The organism is Zhihengliuella alba, assembly GCF_039538765.1.
Classification (GTDB): domain Bacteria; phylum Actinomycetota; class Actinomycetes; order Actinomycetales; family Micrococcaceae; genus Zhihengliuella; species Zhihengliuella alba.
The window spans coordinates 142,300-160,192 of record NZ_BAABCJ010000006.1; the positions used below are offsets into that span (position 1 = coordinate 142,300).

At 71.9% G+C, this 17,893-nt stretch carries 17 protein-coding genes and 3 tRNA genes; 9 read left to right on the forward strand and 11 right to left on the reverse strand.

The features are described 5' to 3' along the window. Positions 1 to 189: 189 nt before the first annotated feature. The 3 genes from ABD784_RS12225 to ABD784_RS12235 form a co-directional block, all read right to left on the reverse strand. Positions 190 to 265 (reverse strand) — tRNA-Phe (locus ABD784_RS12225). 51 nt (positions 266 to 316) lie between these two features. Beyond that, positions 317 to 390: transfer RNA gene (locus tag ABD784_RS12230), tRNA-Asp, on the reverse strand. Between the two features lie 96 nt (positions 391 to 486). Beyond that, positions 487 to 559: transfer RNA gene (locus ABD784_RS12235), tRNA-Glu, on the reverse strand. A 111-nt stretch (positions 560 to 670) separates the two neighbouring features. Here ABD784_RS12235 and ABD784_RS12240 point away from each other — a divergent pair. From ABD784_RS12240 to ABD784_RS12255, 4 genes are all read left to right on the forward strand, one after another. Beyond that, positions 671 to 1,042 carry a metallopeptidase family protein gene (locus tag ABD784_RS12240; RefSeq protein WP_344885070.1) on the forward strand — a complete coding sequence of 124 codons (372 nt, stop codon included), beginning with the start codon at positions 671 to 673 and terminating at the stop codon, positions 1,040 to 1,042. 250 nt (positions 1,043 to 1,292) lie between these two features. Continuing rightward, complete coding sequence (locus tag ABD784_RS12245; RefSeq protein WP_344885073.1) at positions 1,293 to 2,957, forward strand: C40 family peptidase; 1,665 nt, start codon at positions 1,293 to 1,295, stop codon at positions 2,955 to 2,957. Positions 2,958 to 3,016: 59 nt separating this feature from the next. Beyond that, entirely contained in the window at positions 3,017 to 4,102 is a 1,086-nt protein-coding gene (locus tag ABD784_RS12250; RefSeq protein ID WP_344885076.1) for an NAD(P)/FAD-dependent oxidoreductase, read from the forward strand. A gap of 120 nt (positions 4,103 to 4,222) precedes the next feature. Next, a complete protein-coding gene (locus tag ABD784_RS12255; protein ID WP_344885079.1) occupies positions 4,223 to 4,588 on the forward strand; it encodes a cupin domain-containing protein in 366 nt (121 codons plus the stop codon). 33 nt (positions 4,589 to 4,621) lie between these two features. Here the strand turns inward: ABD784_RS12255 and ABD784_RS12260 are convergent, their stop codons facing one another. The 5 genes from ABD784_RS12260 to ABD784_RS12280 form a co-directional block, all read right to left on the reverse strand. Beyond that, positions 4,622 to 5,839 carry an FAD-dependent oxidoreductase gene (locus tag ABD784_RS12260; protein WP_344885082.1) on the reverse strand — a complete coding sequence of 406 codons (1,218 nt, stop codon included), beginning with the start codon at positions 5,837 to 5,839 and terminating at the stop codon, positions 4,622 to 4,624. Positions 5,840 to 5,841: 2 nt separating this feature from the next. After that, positions 5,842 to 6,528, reverse strand: a complete 687-nt coding sequence (locus ABD784_RS12265) for a class I SAM-dependent methyltransferase (RefSeq protein ID WP_344885085.1) — start codon at positions 6,526 to 6,528, stop codon at positions 5,842 to 5,844. Further along, entirely contained in the window at positions 6,529 to 7,911 is a 1,383-nt protein-coding gene (locus tag ABD784_RS12270; RefSeq protein ID WP_344885088.1) for a type III polyketide synthase, read from the reverse strand. A gap of 84 nt (positions 7,912 to 7,995) precedes the next feature. Continuing rightward, positions 7,996 to 8,574: a GNAT family N-acetyltransferase gene (locus tag ABD784_RS12275; protein ID WP_344885091.1), complete on the reverse strand. Its 579-nt coding sequence runs from the start codon at positions 8,572 to 8,574 to the stop codon at positions 7,996 to 7,998. Positions 8,575 to 8,577: 3 nt separating this feature from the next. Beyond that, the gene (locus tag ABD784_RS12280) at positions 8,578 to 9,561 is read right to left on the reverse strand and encodes a universal stress protein (RefSeq protein ID WP_344885094.1); all 984 of its coding nucleotides are present in this window, start codon (positions 9,559 to 9,561) and stop codon (positions 8,578 to 8,580) included. A 100-nt stretch (positions 9,562 to 9,661) separates the two neighbouring features. Between ABD784_RS12280 and ABD784_RS12285 the strand changes: the two genes are divergently transcribed. Beyond that, positions 9,662 to 11,107 carry an NCS2 family permease gene (locus ABD784_RS12285; protein WP_344885097.1) on the forward strand — a complete coding sequence of 482 codons (1,446 nt, stop codon included), beginning with the start codon at positions 9,662 to 9,664 and terminating at the stop codon, positions 11,105 to 11,107. Positions 11,108 to 11,195: 88 nt separating this feature from the next. Here the strand turns inward: ABD784_RS12285 and ABD784_RS12290 are convergent, their stop codons facing one another. The 3 genes from ABD784_RS12290 to ABD784_RS12300 are packed head-to-tail and all read right to left on the reverse strand — an operon-like array spanning position 11,196 to position 12,912. Beyond that, the gene (locus tag ABD784_RS12290) at positions 11,196 to 12,035 is read right to left on the reverse strand and encodes a spermidine synthase (protein ID WP_344885099.1); all 840 of its coding nucleotides are present in this window, start codon (positions 12,033 to 12,035) and stop codon (positions 11,196 to 11,198) included. After that, positions 12,035 to 12,562, reverse strand: coding sequence for a GNAT family N-acetyltransferase (locus tag ABD784_RS12295; RefSeq protein ID WP_344885102.1), 528 nt, complete (start codon positions 12,560 to 12,562; stop codon positions 12,035 to 12,037). The genes ABD784_RS12290 and ABD784_RS12295 overlap by 1 nt, the downstream gene beginning before the upstream one ends. Further along, positions 12,559 to 12,912 (reverse strand): thiamine-binding protein, encoded by a 354-nt coding sequence (locus tag ABD784_RS12300; protein ID WP_344885105.1) that lies wholly within the window; start codon positions 12,910 to 12,912, stop codon positions 12,559 to 12,561. Before ABD784_RS12300 ends, ABD784_RS12295 begins: the two co-directional genes overlap by 4 nt. Before the next feature lie 237 nt (positions 12,913 to 13,149). On the opposite strand from ABD784_RS12300, the gene ABD784_RS12305 reads away from it, so the two are divergent. From ABD784_RS12305 to ABD784_RS12320, 4 genes are all read left to right on the forward strand, one after another. Continuing rightward, entirely contained in the window at positions 13,150 to 14,595 is a 1,446-nt protein-coding gene (locus tag ABD784_RS12305) for an amino acid permease (protein ID WP_344885107.1), read from the forward strand. 14 nt (positions 14,596 to 14,609) lie between these two features. Continuing rightward, on the forward strand, positions 14,610 to 15,146 hold the full coding sequence (locus ABD784_RS12310) for an AAA family ATPase (RefSeq protein WP_344885110.1): 537 nt from the start codon (positions 14,610 to 14,612) through the stop codon (positions 15,144 to 15,146). Positions 15,147 to 15,204: 58 nt separating this feature from the next. Then, the gene (locus ABD784_RS12315; protein WP_344885113.1) at positions 15,205 to 16,920 is read left to right on the forward strand and encodes an ABC transporter ATP-binding protein; all 1,716 of its coding nucleotides are present in this window, start codon (positions 15,205 to 15,207) and stop codon (positions 16,918 to 16,920) included. Positions 16,921 to 17,038: 118 nt separating this feature from the next. Then, a complete protein-coding gene (locus ABD784_RS12320; RefSeq protein ID WP_344885116.1) occupies positions 17,039 to 17,890 on the forward strand; it encodes a VOC family protein in 852 nt (283 codons plus the stop codon). The last annotated feature ends 3 nt before the right edge of the window (positions 17,891 to 17,893 follow it).

A 17,893-nucleotide genomic window follows, 5' to 3' on the forward strand; every position in this document is an offset into this window, starting at 1 on the left:
GCCATGCCTTTCGAGGGGTGCTGCGCCGCACCTCACGTGCGGCTTTAAACAGCCTACCGCCGCCCCTCTCCGGCGGGCACGAACATCACCGGGTGCGGAGGGCAACCCGGCACCGGAGAGCACCCGGGACCAGAGAGAACCGGGCACGAAGAAGCCCCCGGAGGGAATCCCTCCGGGGGCTTTTCAAGCTGGTGGCTCCGACCGGCGTCGATCCGGTGACCTTTCGATTTTCAGTCGAACGCTCTACCAACTGAGCTACAGAGCCTGGCATCATCTTCGATGATCACCGAGATCTTCCGTTGCCGGAACATCCAAGCGACCCTGACGGGACTTGAACCCGCGACCTCCGCCGTGACAGGGCGGCGCGCTAACCAACTGCGCTACAGGGCCTTGCAGTTTGCGAGGACCAGCCTCGCTCACAAGACCTAAACCCTACCAGAGCCTTCACGAGCTTCGCAACTCTGACTTGGTGTGATTCAGGTCTCGTACCCCCAACGGGATTCGAACCCGTGTCGCCGCCGTGAAAGGGCGGTGTCCTAGGCCACTAGACGATGGGGGCCGGACTCAGCCCGATCGCTCGCGCTGTGAACCCAGACAACTATACGGCAGACGTTCTGGCAACGCCAAAAGCCGCGCGGACGTTCATACGCGGGCGACTAGAGTCGTTCCCATGCCCTTCCAGATGACCGAGGACGACTTCGAGGCGGCCGTCGACGAGGCCCTGGGGTCCATCCCCGAGGAGCTGCTGGACATGATGGACAACGTCGCCATCTTCATCGAGGACCGCTACGTCCCGCAGCCGGGCGAGGATCCGGAGACCGTCCTGCTCGGGCTGTACGACGGCGTGCCGCTCACCGAGCGCGGCATGGACTGGGGCGGCGTGACCATGCCGGACCGGATCTTCATCTACAAGGACGCGATCCTCGACCTCTGCGCGTCGGAGAACGAGGTCGTGGAGGAGATCGGCATCACCGTGGTCCACGAGATCGCGCATCATTTCGGCATCGACGACGAACGGCTCCACGCGCTCGGCTGGGGCTGACGGGGCCCGCTCCCCGGACGTCGCACCAGCCCGTGGGCCCGCATCCGTGCCGCCGGCGCGGTGGCGCTCGACCCCGGACGGACACGCGATGGTCACGAAATGACACCGCTGTGATTCGTGTGGCGCGTGATCTTACTGTTGCCTGTGATGCGACTGTGACATATGGTCACTTACGGTGTGTCACTCTTGACCACCGCTGGGCCGGCCCCGTGTCGGCGCAGAACGGCACGTCACTCGATGGGGAATCTCTATGGCGCAGCGGAAAGTCTTCGTTACAGCTCTGTGCTCCTTGGCCATGGTCGCCGGCACCGCTCTCGCCGGAACGTCCGCGGCCGCCGCCCCGCTCGCCGGGCCACTCCCCTCCGCCGTCGGCTCCTCGTTCGTCCCCTCCTCCTTCGTGTCGACCACGCGCCTGCCCTCGGCCGAGGAGATCGAGGCCGCCAAGTCCGACCCCGCCCAGCTCGACGCCATGATCGCCCGCGTGGAGCAGGCCATCCTCGAGTCCAGCGCCCGGCTCGGCGAGGCCGAGGCCTCGGCCCTGGTGGAGCAGGAGGCGGCCACCGCCGCCCAGGAGGCCCTCGCGGTCCAGACGGCCGCGGCCGAGGAGGCCCGCCAGAACGCCGCCAAGGCCGAGGAATACTACAGCGCCGTGAAGTCGCAGGTCGGCGAGATCGCCAGCGACCTCTACCGCAACGGCGGAGTGAACCCGGCGGTCAACGCGCTGCTCACGCAGAACGACGAGTCCAACGACGTCCTCTACAAGACCGCCACGATGACGGCCCTGGCCTCCAACCGGGCCGACACGCTGGCCTCGGCGACCCAGGCCGCGCAGCTCTGGGAGCAGTGGCGCACCTACGCCTCGGACCTGGAGGAGGCCGCGGCCGACGCCGCCGGCGTCAGCGAGGAGGCGCTCGCCTCCGCGGAGCGGGAGCGCGCCGACTACGAGGCCGCGCTGGCCGCGCAGCAGGAGGCCCGCACCCAGCTCGTGAACCAGCTCGCCCAGCTGCGGGAGACCACCGCCGCGGAGGAGTCCGCCCGCATGGCCCAGGTCGAGGAGGAGCAGCGCGAGGCCGAGCTGGCGGAGGCCATGGAGGTCGTCCCGGCCGCCGCCCCGGAGGCCCCGCAGCCGGTCGCCGCCCCGGACCTGCCGGCGCCGCCCCCGGCCGTGCCGGCCGCCGCGCCGTCCAACACCATCGTGAACCGCCCGACCCCGGAGCCCGGCCCGGCCGCCGAGGCGGAGGCCGCCGCCGAGCCCGCGGCCCGCGAGACGCGCGCGCCCCAGCCCGCACCCGCGGCGACTCCGACCCGGGAGACGACCCCCACGCCGAAGGCCACGCCGAAGCCGACTCCCAAGGCGACTCCCAAGCCGTCCCCGAAGCCCACGCCCACGCCCACGCCGACGCCGACGCGCACCGCGACGCCCGCGCCGTCGCCCACCCGCACCCAGGCGCCCGCTCCGGCCCCGGCGCCCGCGCCGAAGCCCAAGCCCAAGCCGAAGCCGGCCCCCGAGCCCGTCCAGCCCGTCGCCTCCGGCAGCAGCAAGGAAGCGGCCATCTCCTGGGCCCTCAACACGGCGGCCGACAACAGCAACACGTACAGGTACGGCGCCAACGGCCCCAGCCAGTGGGACTGCTCGAGCTTCACCCAGCGCGCCTTCGCGCAGTCCGGCGTCTCGCTGCCCCGCACGTCGGGCAGCCAGTACGGTGCCGGCACCAAGGTCCCGCTGAGCCAGCTGCGCCGCGGCGACCTGGTGTTCTCCGCGAACTCGGGCGGCAGCATCTACCACGTCGCCATCTACCTCGGGAACGGCCAGGTGGTCCACGCGCGCAACCCCAACGTGCCGGCCGCCCAGCAGATCTCCGTGACGTCGCTGGCGTACGTCAACAACATCGTGTCCTACGGCGTCCGCTACTGACCCCCGGCCCGCGGGCCGGTACGGTCGACGCGGGCCGCCCCGTTGCCTAGGGTGAGGGCATGAGCCGAGTTGCCGTAGTAGGTGCAGGAATCATCGGTCTCGCGACGGCGTGGGCGCTGCGCCGACGCGGAGCCGAGGTGGTCCTCTACGAGTCGGGGCGGACCGGCGGCGGGCAGTCCGCCGGCGAGTCCCGGATCTTCCGACACGCGCACGACGACGCCCGGCTGGCGTCCTTCGTCAGCCGCAGCCGGACGCTGTGGCGCGAGTGGGAGGCGGAGTTCGGCCGGCCGCTCGTCTCCGGTGCCGGGGCCGTCGCGATCGGCGACGGCATCGAGGACAAGCTCCGGGTGCTGGACCAGGTCCCGGGCGTTCCGACGCGCCGGCTGGAGGCGCAGGAGCTGAGCGATCTGATGCCCCTCCTCGCCGAGTACTCCGGACCGGCGATGCTGGACGTGGACGGCGGCACCATCCACACGCTCAGCGCCATCGACGCCCTCACTGCCGCGCTCTCCGACGTCCTGGTGCCGGACCACGTCCTCTCCGTCCGCCACGCCGGCGCCGGAGCGGAGGTGCGCACGGGGACCGGTGTCGGCGCGTTCGACCGTGTGGTCCTCTGTGCCGGCCGCGGCACCGCGCCGCTGGCCCGCGGGACCGGCCTGGAGATCCCGGTGGAGCTCAGCGCCCACGTCCGGGTGACGTTCGGGGTCCGCGAGCCGCCCGCGGTCCCCCTGCCGACCTTCCAGGACACCAGCGGCACGTTCGGGGAGACCGGGGTCTACGCCGCGCCGACCGAGGACAACCGCCGCTACTCCGTGGGCCTCAGCGGTTCCACCCCGGTGTCGCCGGACGGCAGCCTGGCGGACCCGTCCGAGCTGGACTCGCTCGCCGCCCGCGCCGCGGAGTACGTGTCGCGGGCGCTGCCCGGGCTCGACCCGGAGCCCCTGGGCCACGTCCACTGCTGGGTCACCAAGCTGCCCTGGGGCTCGGACGGCGTGGGCCTCTGGTCCACGGGGCGCATCACCGCGGTGGCCGGGCACAACCTCTTCAAGCAGGCGCCCGCGCTCGGCGAGGCGCTGACGGACGCGGCACTGACCGACGTCGTCCCCGACCTTCTCCGGCCGGAGTCCCGCCTCGGCGCCTCCTGACGCTGCACCGGCCCAGCGGCACCCGCCGGAGCCATTGAGCTCCCCGGAGCCGCTCAGTACTCTACGAGCAGGCGTTCCCGAGTACCGCTCGGTACTCCGCCGACTCGAGAAGAGAAGAGCATGGCATTCCACGGCACGGTGGTGCACCGGGACGGGCTGCGGGCCGGGACGTCGGGCACGGCGCGCTTCGTCGGGGCCGAGCACGGCGCCGGCGTCTCGTTCTTCTGGGTCGATGCCGAGCCGGGCGCGGGTCCGGCGACCCACCGGCACCCGTACACCGAGACGTGGGTGGTCCTGCGCGGCGAGGCGGTCATCCGGTCCGACGGCGAGGAGCTCCGCGCCGAGGCCGGCGCGATCGTGACCGTGCCGGCCGGGGCGCACCACCGGTTCCGCAGCGCCGGGCCCGGGAACCTGGAGATGCTGTGCATCCACGCCTCGCCGGAGATCATCCAGGACTTCGTCCCGGACCCAGCGGACCCGGCGTAGCTCTGCGGACCCGGCGCAGCCCCTCGCGGGCCGTCAGGCGTTCATCGTGAAGACGCGTGCGACGGCGTCGTGCACCGGATCCGCCGCAGCAGCCCGCCCGATGGCCCTGTTGCGCAGGCCCAACCACGGGGCCGCGAGGGGCCGGCCGAGCGCCATGTTCAAGTGCGCCTGCCGTGCAGCGGCCAGAGCTGCGCGGCGGCGCACGGTGCCATACCGGCGCAGGCCCGCGCCGCCCCCGTCCTGGAGGGCCTCCAGCACGCTGGGGGCGAGCAGCGCCGCATCCAGCCAGCCCAGATTCATGCCCTGACCGCCGATCGGACTGACCTCGTGGGCCGCGTCGCCGACCAGCGCCACCCTCCCGCTCACGAACCGGTCCGCGATGCGCCGGCGCACCCCGAAGGAGCTCAGCATCGAGTTCCCCGCCGGGTCCAGTGCGACGCCGGTGCGCGCCTCCACCGTGGCCGCCAGCCAGTCGGCGGTCGGGTGCGCGACGAAGGACCGGGTGCGCACCACCCAGCGCCGGACCCCGCCCGGCAGCGGGAAGGACTCGACGATCCCGCCGCGCTCCAGGTAGAGCACGGCTCGGCGGGCGCCACCGGGCGCCGCCTCCGCGGCCGCGTCGGCGAAGTCGCCCATCGCGTAGGTGTCCGGGTAGCGCCGGATCCGCGCGCCGATGCCGGAGGCCCCGCGGACGGTGCTGCGCGCGCCGTCGGCCCCCAGGACGAAGCGTGCGCGGAGCAGCCCGTCCGACGTCCGCAGCTCCACCCCCGGCGCACCGCCCGCGCTCCCCGGATTGCCGCTCCCCCGACCGGCGAGACCTCCGCCGGCGAGACCGCCGTGGCCTGGGCCTTGCCGGAGTCCGCGGACCTCCACGTCCCGGCGGAGGTCCGCGCCGGCGGAGAGGGCCCGCTGCTCGAGGATGGCCTCGGTGCGGAACTGCGGAACGGCGAGGACGAAGCGGTGCTCGCCCGGGACGCCGTCGAACGAGAGCCGTGCGACCCGGCGACCGCCGCAGCGGGCCTCGCCCTCGACGATGCGCACGCCCGCCTCGACGAGGTCCTCCGCCGCCCCTACGCGTCCGAGGGCGGCCAGCGCCGGCGGGTGGATCCCGATGGCACGGGAGTGCGCGGTGCGCTCACGCCGCCGCTCCAGCACGACGACGTCCGCCCCGGCAGATGCCAGGAGGGCCGCCGCATACAGGCCCACGGGTCCGGCCCCGACCACCGCCACGTCCGCGTCGTGCCCGCGCATGCTCACCCCCGGCGGACCAGCAGGTTGCGGAACGGGATCTGCGACTCCACCCGCCAGCCCGCGGGCACCGCGGCGCGGAGTTCGTCCGGCCGGTAGCTGCGACGGATCGACGTCAGGCCGTCCGCGCGGATGAAGGACCCCGGCAGCGGGAGCGTGCCCGCGGAGAACAGGGCGTAGCCGAGCCTGGTGCGGGCGATGTCGCTGTGGACCGCGAGCCGGCCGGCGAGCGCCGCGGAGTCGCGGAGCAGCCCGTCCAGCTGCCCGGCGTCCAGGTGGTGCAGCAGGTGGTTGGACGTGACGACGTCGTACCGGGCGCCCTCGGCGACGAGGTCGGCGGTGTGGGCGCGGCGGACCGTCAGGCCCGGCAACGGCGGCAGCGAGCGCAGGTAGGCGTGGGCCCTCTCGTCCGGATCGATGGCCGTCACGTGGAGCGCGAAGCCGTCGCGGGCCGCCCAGCGGACGAAGGCGCGCGGGATGTCACCGGCGCCGGAGCCGACGTCCAGCAGCGTGGTGGGACGGGACGTCGAGAGGACCGGGCGGACCAGGCGCGCCCACGTCAGCTGCCATCCGGACACCGCAGCGTTGACCAGGCGGAATTGGCGGTAGGTGTTCTCGAGGCGGACCGGATCGCAGTCGGTCCGGTCCATCTCCTCGACCGCGTGCTCGTCGCGGCGGGCCAGGAACTGCATTCAGGCGGAGACCTTGGTGAGCAGGGCCGTCTCCACGGTCAGGCCGGGCCCGAACGCCATGGCGCACACGCGCTCGCGGCGCACCCCGCCGGCGGCCGAACCGGCGACCGGGCCGGCCGTCGTCCTCTCCTCGTCATCGACCCCGTCCGATTCGGCCGTGGACGGCTCGAGGTCCTCGGTGTCCTCCGGCCGGAGCACGGGTGCAGACGCGGGTGCTGACGACGAGGCCGCCGTCGGTTTCAGTGCCGGGGCAGCGGACCTGCTGGCATCGCGCCGGGTGTGCTCGAACTGCTCGTCGGCCTCGGTGCCGGTGCTGTGGTCGGTGCCGTGGTCATTGCCGTGCTCGAGGATGTGCTTGAGCACGAACATCACGGTCGCGCTGCTCATGTTGCCGTAGTTGCGCAGCGTCTCGCGCGCCGGCACCAGCTGCTCGTCGCTCAGGCCCAGCCGGGCCTGCACCTTGTCCAGGATGCTGCGCCCGCCCGGGTGGATGCCCCAGTGCTCGATCTCCCGGTAGTCCAGGCCGCGCAACGACGCGTCGCGCTCCAGCAGCGGGTCGAGTGCCCCCACGATGTGGTCGTCGATGATGTGGGGGACATAGTTGCCCAGCACCATCTCGAACCCCTCGTCGCCGATGTTCCACGCCATGGAGTCCTCGCCGACCGGCGTCAGGGTCGTCTCGAAGTGGTCGAGCGTCAGGTAGGCGCCGGAGGGCGCGGGCAGGTCGGGCCGCCCGGAGATGATCGCGGCTGCGGCCCCGTCCGCGAAGAGGGACGTGCCGACGATCGTGTCGGGGTCGTTGGACGAGCGCACGTGCAGCGAGCAGAGCTCAGCGCTGACCACGAGAACGACGGCGTCGGGGTCGGCGTCGCAGAAGAGCTTGGCGGCCCGGAGGGCTGGGAAGGCCGCGTAGCAGCCCATGAATCCCAGGTGGTAGCGCTGAGCCGAGGGGTGCAGCCCGAGCGCGCGGACGATCTTGTAGTCGGGGCCCGGATTGAAGAAGCCGGTGCAGGACACGGTGACGACGTGCGTGACGTCTCCGGGCCCGATGCCCTCGGCCGCGTCCAGCGCCTTCTGCGCCGCCTCGACGAACAGCTGGGTCCCGGCCTCCGCGTAGACCTCGTTCCGGGCCTTAGTCCCGGGCCGGAGGATCTCCATCGTGGCCGCATCGAAGAAGACCGGGTCGTCGCTCTGCTGATCGAGTGTCAGCTCCTCGACGGCCGTATAGCGGGTGTCGATGCCGGACGAGTCGAAGGCCGCCGTGACCAGGCGCTTGCCGAGCCTGCTGAGGCCCGGTTGCGCCGCGAAGACGTCGCGCACCACGGGCTGGACCATGACTGTTGCGGGAACGGCTGTCTCGAGAGACCTCATGAGCGCTGTCATGGTTCATTCTTAGGTGACGCCGCGACCGAAGACAACAGGTTGGGCCGCCGGGTGGGCCGGGTCGGCGATTTTCCAAGTCAGCGTTCAGGTTCGCGCGTGGGCCGTCGCATCCGCGGGCAGTCCCCGGAGCGGGAGCAGACGGAGGTCCGGCGCCGGGTCGGTCGCCAGCCGCGCGTGGAGCTCGACGTCGTACCGGTCCTGCCCGTAGCGCAGCTTCTGCCGCTCGATCCCCTCGGCGAGGAACCCTGCGCGCGTCGCGACTCCGCACGAGGGAGGATTGTTGGTCCGGTGGCCGAGCTCGAGTCGGAACAGGCCCTGTTCGAAGGCCCACGCCGCCACGGCGGCCAGACCGCGGGCGGCGACGCCACGCCCTCGGACCGGCGCGCTCAGCCAGTAGTACGTCCACGCGGTCCCGTGGCGGTGCTCGATGGCGGACAGGCCGATGTTCCCGACCGCCGTGCCGTCGACGTCGACGGCCCAGTTGCGCGAGGACGCCGGTCCGGGACCGGCCGGCTGCAGGAGGTGCTGCTCGATGAACGCCCGTGCAGCGCCGACCTCACCCAGGTCGGCGTCCCCCGTCTGCGGGCCGAGATCGGCGCTGACCGTCCAGGCGTCCACCAGGGCGGGAGCGTCCTCGGGCCGCCAGGGCCGGAGGTGAGTCACCGCTTAGGCGGCGCTCTCGTCGTCGAAGTCCGGGCGGGTGGCCAGCCGGGGGTCCTCCCCGTCCGGGACGACCATGACCGGGCCGCGGGCGTGGTGGAGGACGCCCTGGCTCGTGGAGCCGAGCAGCATGCCGGCGAAACCGCCGCGGCCGCGCGTTCCGACGACCGTCAGGCGCGCACCCTCCGACTCCTCGACGAGCATCTCGATGGGCGGACCGAGCACCACGTCCGTCTCGACCTCGAGGTCCGGATAGTAGCTCTTGAGCCAGCGAGTGCCGTTGGACAGGTGGTGGCGGACGTCGGCGAGGAGCGCCTCCTGGTCCACCGTGGCGGGCATCCACGCCAGCGCGCCGCTGATCGGCGGGATGCCGCAGACCACCCGCAGGGGCACACCGCGCGCCATGGCGACCTCCGCCGCCACCAGGACGGCGAGGCGCGCCCGGTCGGAGCCGTCGACGCCGACGACCACCACGTCGCGGCGCTGCGGCGCATCGGCCGGGACCTCGCTGACACACTGCGGGACCACGACGGTGGGGCACTTGGCGTGCGCCGGCAGCGCGGCGCTGACGGAGCCGAGCATGCGGCCCACGAAGCCGCCGCGGCCGCGGGTCCCGACCACCATCAGATCCGCCTCGCTGCTCAGGTCCAGCAGGACTCCAGCGGGATCTCCCGACTCCACGCGGGACCGCAGCTCGAGGCCGCTCGCGTCGAAGTCGGCCAGCGCCTGCTGGAGGACTTCCTCGGCACCCTCCCGGATGACGTCGTCGTCCAGGGTCGCGTAGCCGGCATCCATGCTGGAGGCGGCGAAGACGGGGATGGTGTAGGCGGTGATGACGTTGAGCGGCAGGTTCCTGCGGCGGGCCTCGGAGGCGGCCCACTTGAGCGCGCACTTCCCCGCCTCGGAGCCGTCGACCCCGACGACGATCCCGTCGGCCGGTGTAGTGGAGGGCTCCGGGCGGCCCATCGACCTGTTGCTGTTCGCGGTCATCTTCGACTCCTTCAGCTGTGGCTCGTCGCCATAGTTATATTGTTCACCTTTCCCCAGTTGTGGTCCATAACGCAAAAAGCCGCGCCATACCATTGAAGCCATGCAGAAAACTGGTGCCGGTCTGCTCGACCGCTATTTCATGATCACGGAGCGCGGTTCCTCCGTGTCGCAGGAGATCCGCGGCGGCGTCGCCACCTTCTTCGCCATGAGCTACATCGTGGTGCTGAACCCCCTGGTCCTCTCCGGCGCCGATGCCACGGGTTCCGAGCTCGGACCGGCCCGCGTGGCGGCCGCGACGGCACTCGTCGCCGGCATCATGACCATCCTCATGGGTGCTTGGGCAAAGCACCCGTTCGCCATGGCCACGGGCCTCGGCGTGAACGCCTTCCTGGCGATCACGGTCGCCACCAACCCGGGTCTGACCTGGCCGGACGTGATGGGCCTGGTGGTCATCTCCGGCACCACCATGCTGATCCTCGTGCTCACCGGCTTCCGCACGGCGGTCTTCCGGGCGGTCCCGCCGTCGCTGAAGACCGCGATCGTCGTCGGCATCGGCATGTTCATCGCGCTCATCGGCCTGGTCAACGCCGGGTTCGTCCGCCGCATCCCGGACGAGGCCGGCACCACCGTCCCCGTGGGCCTCGGCTTCGACGGCGAGCTGATCGGCTGGCCCACCCTCGTCTTCATCGTCGGCCTGCTCGTCACGGCCGCCCTGGTGGTGCGCAAGGTCCGCGGCGCCATCCTGATCGGCATCATCGTCGCCGCCGTCCTGGCCAATATCCTCGAGGCCGTCTTCCACATCGGCTCCAGCGCCGAGAACCAGTTCGGCTGGTCGCTCGTGGTCCCATCCATGCCCACGTGGTCCTCCCCCGACCTGAGCCTCATCGGCGAGTTCAACCTCTTCGGCGCGTTCCAGAGCCTCGGCGTCACCGCCGCCGCACTGCTGGCGTTCGTGATCCTCCTGTCCATCTTCTTCGACGCCATGGGCACCATGGTCGGCCTCGCGAACGAGGCAGGGACGGTCGACGCCGAGGGCAACATCCCGAACGTGGACCGCGTCCTCCTGGTCGACGCGGCCGGCGCGGTCGTCGGCGGCGGCGCCTCCGTCTCGTCGAACCAGCTGTTCGTCGAGTCCGGCGCGGGCATCGGCGAGGGCGCGCGCACGGGCCTGGCGTCGATCGTCACGGGCATCCTGTTCCTGCTGGCCATGTTCCTCACACCGCTGGTGCACCTCGTCCCGTTCGAGGCCGTGGCACCGGCGCTCGTCGTCGTCGGCTTCATGATGATCACCCAGGTGGTCAAGATCGACTGGAGCGACTGGGGCGTCGCCCTGCCGGCGTTCCTGACCTTCGCCCTCATGCCCTTCACCTACTCGATCGCCAACGGCATCGGCGCGGGCTTCGTCGCGTTCGTGTTCCTGCGTGCCGTGCAGGGCCGCGCCAGGGAGATCCACCCGCTCATGTGGGTGGTCGCGGCGGCGTTCGTCCTGTTCTTCGGCATCGGCGTGATCGAGCAGGCCATGGCCGGGGGCGAGGTCCCCGCCTGATCCCGGCACTCCGACGGCGTGGCGCCGCTCCTCTCGAGGGGCGGCGCCACGCCTTTTCTGGCCTGGGTGGTCGGCCTGCCGGTTGTGATCAGCGGGCGAAGCCGCGGACCCTCGCATCGTCCCAGTAGGTGGCGGGCACGCCGCCGCCGAGCAGCTCGCGGCCCAGCTCCGGCAGGGCGACCTCCGGCAGGATCGGCGACTGCGACGCCGCGATCACCACGTTGCCGCGCCGGCGCCCCTTGAACATCGCGGGGTCCGCGATCGCGGCCACGTGCTCGAACACCGCCCCGAGGACTGCGGCCTCGCGCCGGAACTCCGCGAGATCCGGGGCGTTGCCGCTGTTGACCACGTAGATCCCGCCGGGTGCGAGCACACGGTCCGCGTCGGTCGCGGTCGCCTCGCCGGTCAGCCCCGCCGGCGTGCGGTCCCCGGCGAACACGTCCCGGATGATCACGTCGCGGGTGGACTCGGTCAGACTGCCGAGGACCTCCCCGGCCTCGCCCACGCGCAGCCGCAGCAGGGGGGCCCGCGGCAGGTCGAACCACTCGCGCACCAGCCCGGCCAGTCTGCCGTCGAGCTCGACGACCACTTGGCGCGCCTCCGGGTAGGCCGAGTGCACCCAGCGGGCCATGGAGCAGGCGCCGCCGCCGAGGTGCAGCGCGCGCAGCCGTGCATCGGCCGGGAACCGGGCGCGCAGCAGCGCCGCCATCCAGCGCATGTACTCGAAGTCCAGTCGCCCCGGATCCGCCAGGTCGACGTGCGACGACGGGACGCCGTTGACCTGCAGGATCCAGCCGGTGTCGCTGTAGGGGTCGCGCTCCAGCGTGGCGACGCCGGTGTCGATCGGGTAGTCGCCGGGAGCGGGCCCGGCGGCGGCCGGTTCGGGTGCCGCCGCGCCCGCGGAACGGCGTCCGCGGCCCCTGGCCACTACCGCCGCACCAGCCGTACCTCGTTCAGGCCGGTCCAGTCGACGCCGTCGCCCCAGTCCCCGCACGGCTCGACCCGGCCGTCGGGCGCGAAGCCGTGCTTGCGGTAGAAGGCGATCGCGCGCTCGTTGCCCTGGACCACCCATGCCAGCGCGGGCCCCACTCCGACGGCGGTCTGCAGCAACCGCTCGCCCAGTCCGGTCCCGTAGTAGGCGGCGCGGACGTAGAGCATCTGCAACTCGACCGGGACGCCCGTGTCGGCGTCGTCGTCCTGGACGGGAGTCCCGCCGGCGCAGCCGATGACCGCGCCGTCGGCGTCGAGCGCGATCCAGAACTCCGCGCCGGCCGCGAGGCCGCGCAGCCACCAGTCGGTCTCCTTCTCCAAGCCCGCCTCCTTGGCGGCGAAGAAGGACTCGGGGCGGACGTCCCCGTAGGTCTCCCGCCACGCGGCGAGCTTCATCTCGAGGGTCGGACGGACGTCCTCGGCGGTGGCCTTGCGGATGGCGACGCTCAGGCCGGCGGGGCTCACGCCTCGCCCGCGGCGCCGGAGTCCGGGCCGGTGGCCCGCTCGCCCGTTCCCTGCTCGTCGAGCGCGCGCTCCAGCCGCTCGATCTTGCCGTCCAGCTCTCCCGTGCGGCCGGGGCGGATGTCCGCCTTGAGCACCAGCGAGACGCGGTCGCCGTAGGCGCCCACGGCCTCGGTGGCACGCTTGACGACGTCCATGACCTCGTCCCAGTCCCCCTCGATCTCGGTGAACATCGAGGACGTCCGATTCGGCAGGCCGGACTCGCGGACCACGCGCACGGCGGCCGCGACGGCGTCGTGCACCGAGCCGTCGTCGTGGGCGGAATTGGGGGCTAGTGAGAAGGCGACGATCATGCCTCAAGAGTGCCACGGCGGGTCGGTGGATGCCACGGCGCACACGCCGCCCCCGCGTCCCCGCACCGGCGTCCCACTACCGCGTTTCCACCCCCGAACGCAAGGCAAACCGACTCAATGTGACCGAGACGTCATCTTCGTGACACACTTGACGCTGCTGTTTCGGGACAAGGCCGTCCCGAGGCCTCCGGACCGATCGTCATCGGACCGAGCCGCACGATAGACCCGAGGACCTGCATGACCTCCACGACCACGTCGACGCCTGCCGTCGCCAGCCAGGAGCTGGACCGCAAGCTGTCGCTGCGCCACATCCGCTTCATCGCCCTGGGATCAGCCATCGGAACGGGCCTGTTCTACGGCTCCTCCGAGACGATCCAGGCGGCCGGACCCGCCGTCCTCATCGCCTACCTGATCGCCGGCTGCGCGGTCTACGCGGTGATGCGGGCCCTCGGCGAGATGGCCGTCCGCCACCCCGTCGCGGGCTCCTTCGCCCAGTACTCCGGCCGCTACACGAGCCCGCTGATGGGCTTCCTGACCGGCTGGACCTTCGCCTTCGAGATGATCATCGTCGCGATCGCGGACATGACGGCCGCCGCGACGTATATGAAGATGTGGTACCCGGAGACCCCGGGCTGGATCTGGATGGTCGCCGCGCTGGTGCTGATCTGCGGCCTGAACCTCATGCGCGTGAAGGTCTTCGGCGAGCTCGAGTTCTGGTTCACGCTGATCAAGATCGTCACCATCGTCGCGATGATCGTCGGCGGGCTCTACCTGATCGTGTTCGGCATCAGCCTCGGCGGCTTCGAGCCGGGCCCGCACAACCTGTTCGAGCACGGCGGCTTCGCGCCCTTCGGCGTCTGGGGCATCATCATGAGCCTCGGCATCGTGGTCTTCTCCTTCGGCGGCGTCGAGACCCTCGGCATGACGGCCGGCGAGGCCGGCGACCCGGCGCGCGCCATCCCGCAGGCCGTGAACACCGTCCCGGTCCGCATCCTGATCTTCTACATCCTGACCATCGGCGTGATGCTCTGCCTGATCCCCTGGACCGAGGTCGGCTCCGGCGAGTCGCCGTTCGTCCTCGTCTTCTCCCAGCTGGGACTGACGGCGGCCCCGCACATCATCAACGCCGTGGTGCTCACGGCGGCGCTGTCCGCGATGAACTCGATCACCTACGCGGCCACGCGCACCATGTACGGCCTGGCCGAGCAGGGCCACGCGCCCAAGGCCTTCACCCGGATCTCCCGCTCGGGCGTGCCGACCTGGCCGGTCGTGATCGTGGCGGCCTGCCTCGTGGTCGGGCTGTTCGTCTACCTCCTGATCCCGGACCAGCTCTTCGTGATCGTCGCGTCGATCGCCACGTTCGCGACCGTGTTCACCTGGGCCTCGATCCTGCTGGCGCACCACGGCATGCGCACGGAGATGAAGCGCGACGGCGTGGTGTCCGCCGGCTTCGCCGCCCCGCTGTGGCCGGTGCTGAACTACGTGACGCTCGGGTTCATGGCGCTGGTGGTGCTGATCCTGGCCTTCACCGACGCCGGACGGACCGCGCTCGTGGTCGGCGCCGTGTGGATGGGCCTGCTGGTGGTCGGCTACAAGCTCTTCATCGGCACCGAGGGCCGCGAGCGTCCCGTGCTCGCGCTCCGCGAGGAGCTGCCCGAGGCCCGCCGGACCGCCGCCGAGTAGCGGATACTGGTCCCATGAGCCGCCTCATCGTCGTCGCCGGGCTGCCCGGCACCGGGAAGTCGACGACGGCGGCCGCCCTGGCGGCGCGGCTGCGGGCCGTGCTGCTGGGGGTGGACCCGCTGGAGGCGGCGATCGTCTCCGCCGGGGTGCAGCAGCAGCGGCAGCCGACGGGCCACGCCGCCTACGCGGTGGTCGAGGCGGCGGCCGAGCCGCAGCTGCGCCACGGCCTGGACGTGGTGGTCGACGCCGTGAACGACTCCTCCGAGGCACGCAGCCAGTGGAAGCGCCTGGCCGAGCGCACCGGCGCGGAGCTGACCTGGTTCGAGGTGGTCTGCTCCGATCCCACGGTGCACCGCATGAGGCTTCAGCAGCGCAGGCGGGACGAGGACGCCCACATCGGCGCGCCCACGTGGATCTCGCTGAACCGGCGCCGGCTCCAGCTGGCCCTCTGGAAGGATCCCCGCCACGTGCTCGACTCGCGGCACGCGACGCCGGAGGAACTCGCCGCCCGGGCGGAGGAGCTCCTCGACGCCGGGCGGCCGTCCAGCTGAGGGCACGCCGCCTGTGATGTGAAGCACATGGCGAGCATGTTTGAGGCAGGATGGACCCATGACCGATTCGCAGCCCGCCGCCGGCACCGCCCCGCTCCTGGAGATCTCCGACCTCGCCGTCGACTTCAAGACCACCCACGGCACCGTCTCCGCCATCCACAGCGCCTCGCTGACACTGGAAGCCGGGCGGACGCTGGCCATCGTCGGGGAGTCCGGATCCGGCAAGAGCACCACGGCGATGGCCGCCATCGGCCTGCTCCCCGGCAACGCCCGGCTCAGCGGGAGCATCAAGCTGGAGGGGCGGGAGCTGCTGGGACTCGACGAGACGGAGCTCCAGAAGATCCGGGGCAAGCACATCGGCATGGTGCCCCAGGACCCGATGTCCAACCTGAACCCCGTGACGCGGATCGGACAGCAGGTCGCCGAGACACTCCTGGCGCACGGCATGGCCACCAAGAAGACGGTGGACGCGAAGGTGGTCTCCACCCTGGAGGCCGCCGGCATCCCCGACGCCGCGGCCCGGGCCAAGATGTACCCGCACGAGTTCTCCGGCGGGCTCCGGCAGCGGGCGCTCATCGCGATCGGCCTGGCCTGCCAGCCGCGCCTGCTCATCGCCGACGAGCCGACCAGCGCCCTGGACGTCACCGTCCAGCGGGTGATCCTGGACCAGCTGCAGCAGATGACCGAGGAGCTGGGCACGGCCGTCCTGCTCATCACGCACGACCTCGGCCTCGCCGCGGAGCGCGCCTCGGACCTGGTGGTCATGCACCGCGGCCGGGTGGTGGAGGCGGGCCCGGCACGGCAGATCCTCGAGGACCCGCAGGAGCCCTACACCCGCTCCCTGGTCAGCGCGGCGCCCTCGGTCGCCGCGGCGCGGCTCACGCCCGGGGCGTACGCCGCGGACGCGGCCGAGCGCGAGGAGGCCGCGGCCGCCGTCGCACGGGAGAAGGGCCTGGACCGCGAGAAGGCCACGGACAACATCGTGGAGCTGCGGGACCTGACCAAGGTCTACAAGCGGCGCGGATCCCACGAGGACTTCCACGCGGCCAAGAACGTGTCGCTGGAGCTGCCGCGCGGCTCGACGGTCGCGATCGTCGGCGAGTCCGGGTCCGGCAAGACGACGACGGCGCGGATGCTGCTGAAGGTGATCGAGCCGACCAGCGGGACCATGCTGTTCGACGGCCAGGACGTCGCCACCCTGGACAAGGCCGCGCTGCGCGACTTCCGGCAGCGCGTGCAGCCGGTGTTCCAGGACCCCTACTCGTCGCTGAACCCGATGTTCACGATCGGACGGATCATCGAGGAGCCGCTCAAAGCGTACAAGCGCGGGACGGCCGCCGAGCGCTCGGCCCGGGTGCGGGAGCTGATGGACCAGGTGGCGCTGCCGCAGTCGATGCTGCGCCGCTACCCCTCCGAGCTCTCCGGCGGCCAACGCCAGCGCGTCGCGATCGCCCGCGCCCTGGCGCTGAACCCGGAGCTGCTGGTGTGCGATGAGCCGGTCTCCGCGCTCGACGTCCTGGTCCAGGACCAGATCCTCAAGCTCCTCGGCACCCTGCAGCGCGAGATGGGGCTGAGCTACCTGTTCATCTCCCACGATCTGGCCGTGGTCCGGCTGATCTCCGACTACGTGTGCGTGATGAAGGACGGCGAGCTCGTCGAGGCGGCCACCTCGGAGGAGATCTTCACGAACCCCCGGCATCCGTACACGCGCCGCCTCCTGGCGTCGATCCCGGGCAACGAGCTGGACATCGAGATCGACCCCGAGGCCGCCTGAGCGGTCCCGGACCCGCCTCCGGCCGCCGACGCCCCGGAACAGCGTGGACGCCCCGGAATAGCCCCACCTGAATGGTTGTTGGTTCAAGTAATCCTCAGTCCGATTGCCAGGAGGCAGCATGCCGGTCCTCGACCGCCTCGACGCGCGCAGCACGGTCGGCACCGTGACCCTGCGGGTCGCCGATCTCGATGCCCAGATCCGTTACTACACCGAGGGCGTGGGCCTCTCCGTCCTCGAGCAGCACGGGCCGACCGCGGTCCTCGGCCGCCCAGGACGCCCCGCCGTCGTCCTGGAGCACTCCCCCGCGCTGCGCCACGCACCGGCCGGATCCGCTGGCCTGTTCCACACGGCCATCCTGTTCGAGTCGCGCGCGGACCTGGCCCAGGCCATCGCGTCCGTGGCGCGGCGGTACCCGGGGCGGTTCTCCGGCGCGGCCGACCACCTGGTCTCGGAGGCGTTCTACTTCGACGACCCCGAGGGGAACGGCGTGGAGCTGTACTTCGACCGCCCGCGCGAGACCTGGACGTGGGACGGCGCGCACGTCCGGATGGCGACGAACTACCTGGACCCGCAGCAGTACGTGGCCCGCCACCTGCGGGAGGACGCCCCGGCGGCCGAGGCGTCCGTGGGGCATGTGCACCTGAAGGTCGGCGACGCGTCCACGGCACGCGATTTCTATGAGTCCGTGGTCGGGTTCGACGTCACGGCGACCGCCGGCACGCAGGCCGTGTTCTTCTCCGTGGGCGGCTATCACCACCACCTGGCCGCGAACACGTGGGCGTCCCGTGGCGCGCTCGGCCGGACCCCGGCGCTGGGCCTGGGCGAGATCGACCTGGTCCTACCGGACCGCGAATCGATCGGCGCCCTCGCGGAGCGGCTCGCCGCCCGCGGCGTGGACCGGTACGACGACGGCCGCACGCTCACGTTCGAGGACCCCTGGCGCAACGCTCTCCGCGTGACGGCGGGCTGACCC

Bases quoted from the DNA above. Each gene is read 5' to 3' on its own strand.
- ABD784_RS12240 (WP_344885070.1), top strand. From the start codon at position 671: ATGCCCTTCCAGATGACCGAGGACGACTTCGAGGCGGCCGTCGACGAG.
- ABD784_RS12245 (WP_344885073.1), top strand. From the start codon at position 1,293: ATGGCGCAGCGGAAAGTCTTCGTTACAGCTCTGTGCTCCTTGGCCATG.
- ABD784_RS12250 (WP_344885076.1), top strand. From the start codon at position 3,017: ATGAGCCGAGTTGCCGTAGTAGGTGCAGGAATCATCGGTCTCGCGACG.
- ABD784_RS12255 (WP_344885079.1), top strand. From the start codon at position 4,223: ATGGCATTCCACGGCACGGTGGTGCACCGGGACGGGCTGCGGGCCGGG.
- ABD784_RS12260 (WP_344885082.1), bottom strand. From the start codon at position 5,839: ATGCGCGGGCACGACGCGGACGTGGCGGTGGTCGGGGCCGGACCCGTG.
- ABD784_RS12265 (WP_344885085.1), bottom strand. From the start codon at position 6,528: ATGCAGTTCCTGGCCCGCCGCGACGAGCACGCGGTCGAGGAGATGGAC.
- ABD784_RS12270 (WP_344885088.1), bottom strand. From the start codon at position 7,911: ATGACAGCGCTCATGAGGTCTCTCGAGACAGCCGTTCCCGCAACAGTC.
- ABD784_RS12280 (WP_344885094.1), bottom strand. From the start codon at position 9,561: ATGACCGCGAACAGCAACAGGTCGATGGGCCGCCCGGAGCCCTCCACT.
- ABD784_RS12285 (WP_344885097.1), top strand. From the start codon at position 9,662: ATGCAGAAAACTGGTGCCGGTCTGCTCGACCGCTATTTCATGATCACG.
- ABD784_RS12300 (WP_344885105.1), bottom strand. From the start codon at position 12,912: ATGATCGTCGCCTTCTCACTAGCCCCCAATTCCGCCCACGACGACGGC.
- ABD784_RS12305 (WP_344885107.1), top strand. From the start codon at position 13,150: ATGACCTCCACGACCACGTCGACGCCTGCCGTCGCCAGCCAGGAGCTG.
- ABD784_RS12310 (WP_344885110.1), top strand. From the start codon at position 14,610: ATGAGCCGCCTCATCGTCGTCGCCGGGCTGCCCGGCACCGGGAAGTCG.
- ABD784_RS12315 (WP_344885113.1), top strand. From the start codon at position 15,205: ATGACCGATTCGCAGCCCGCCGCCGGCACCGCCCCGCTCCTGGAGATC.
- ABD784_RS12320 (WP_344885116.1), top strand. From the start codon at position 17,039: ATGCCGGTCCTCGACCGCCTCGACGCGCGCAGCACGGTCGGCACCGTG.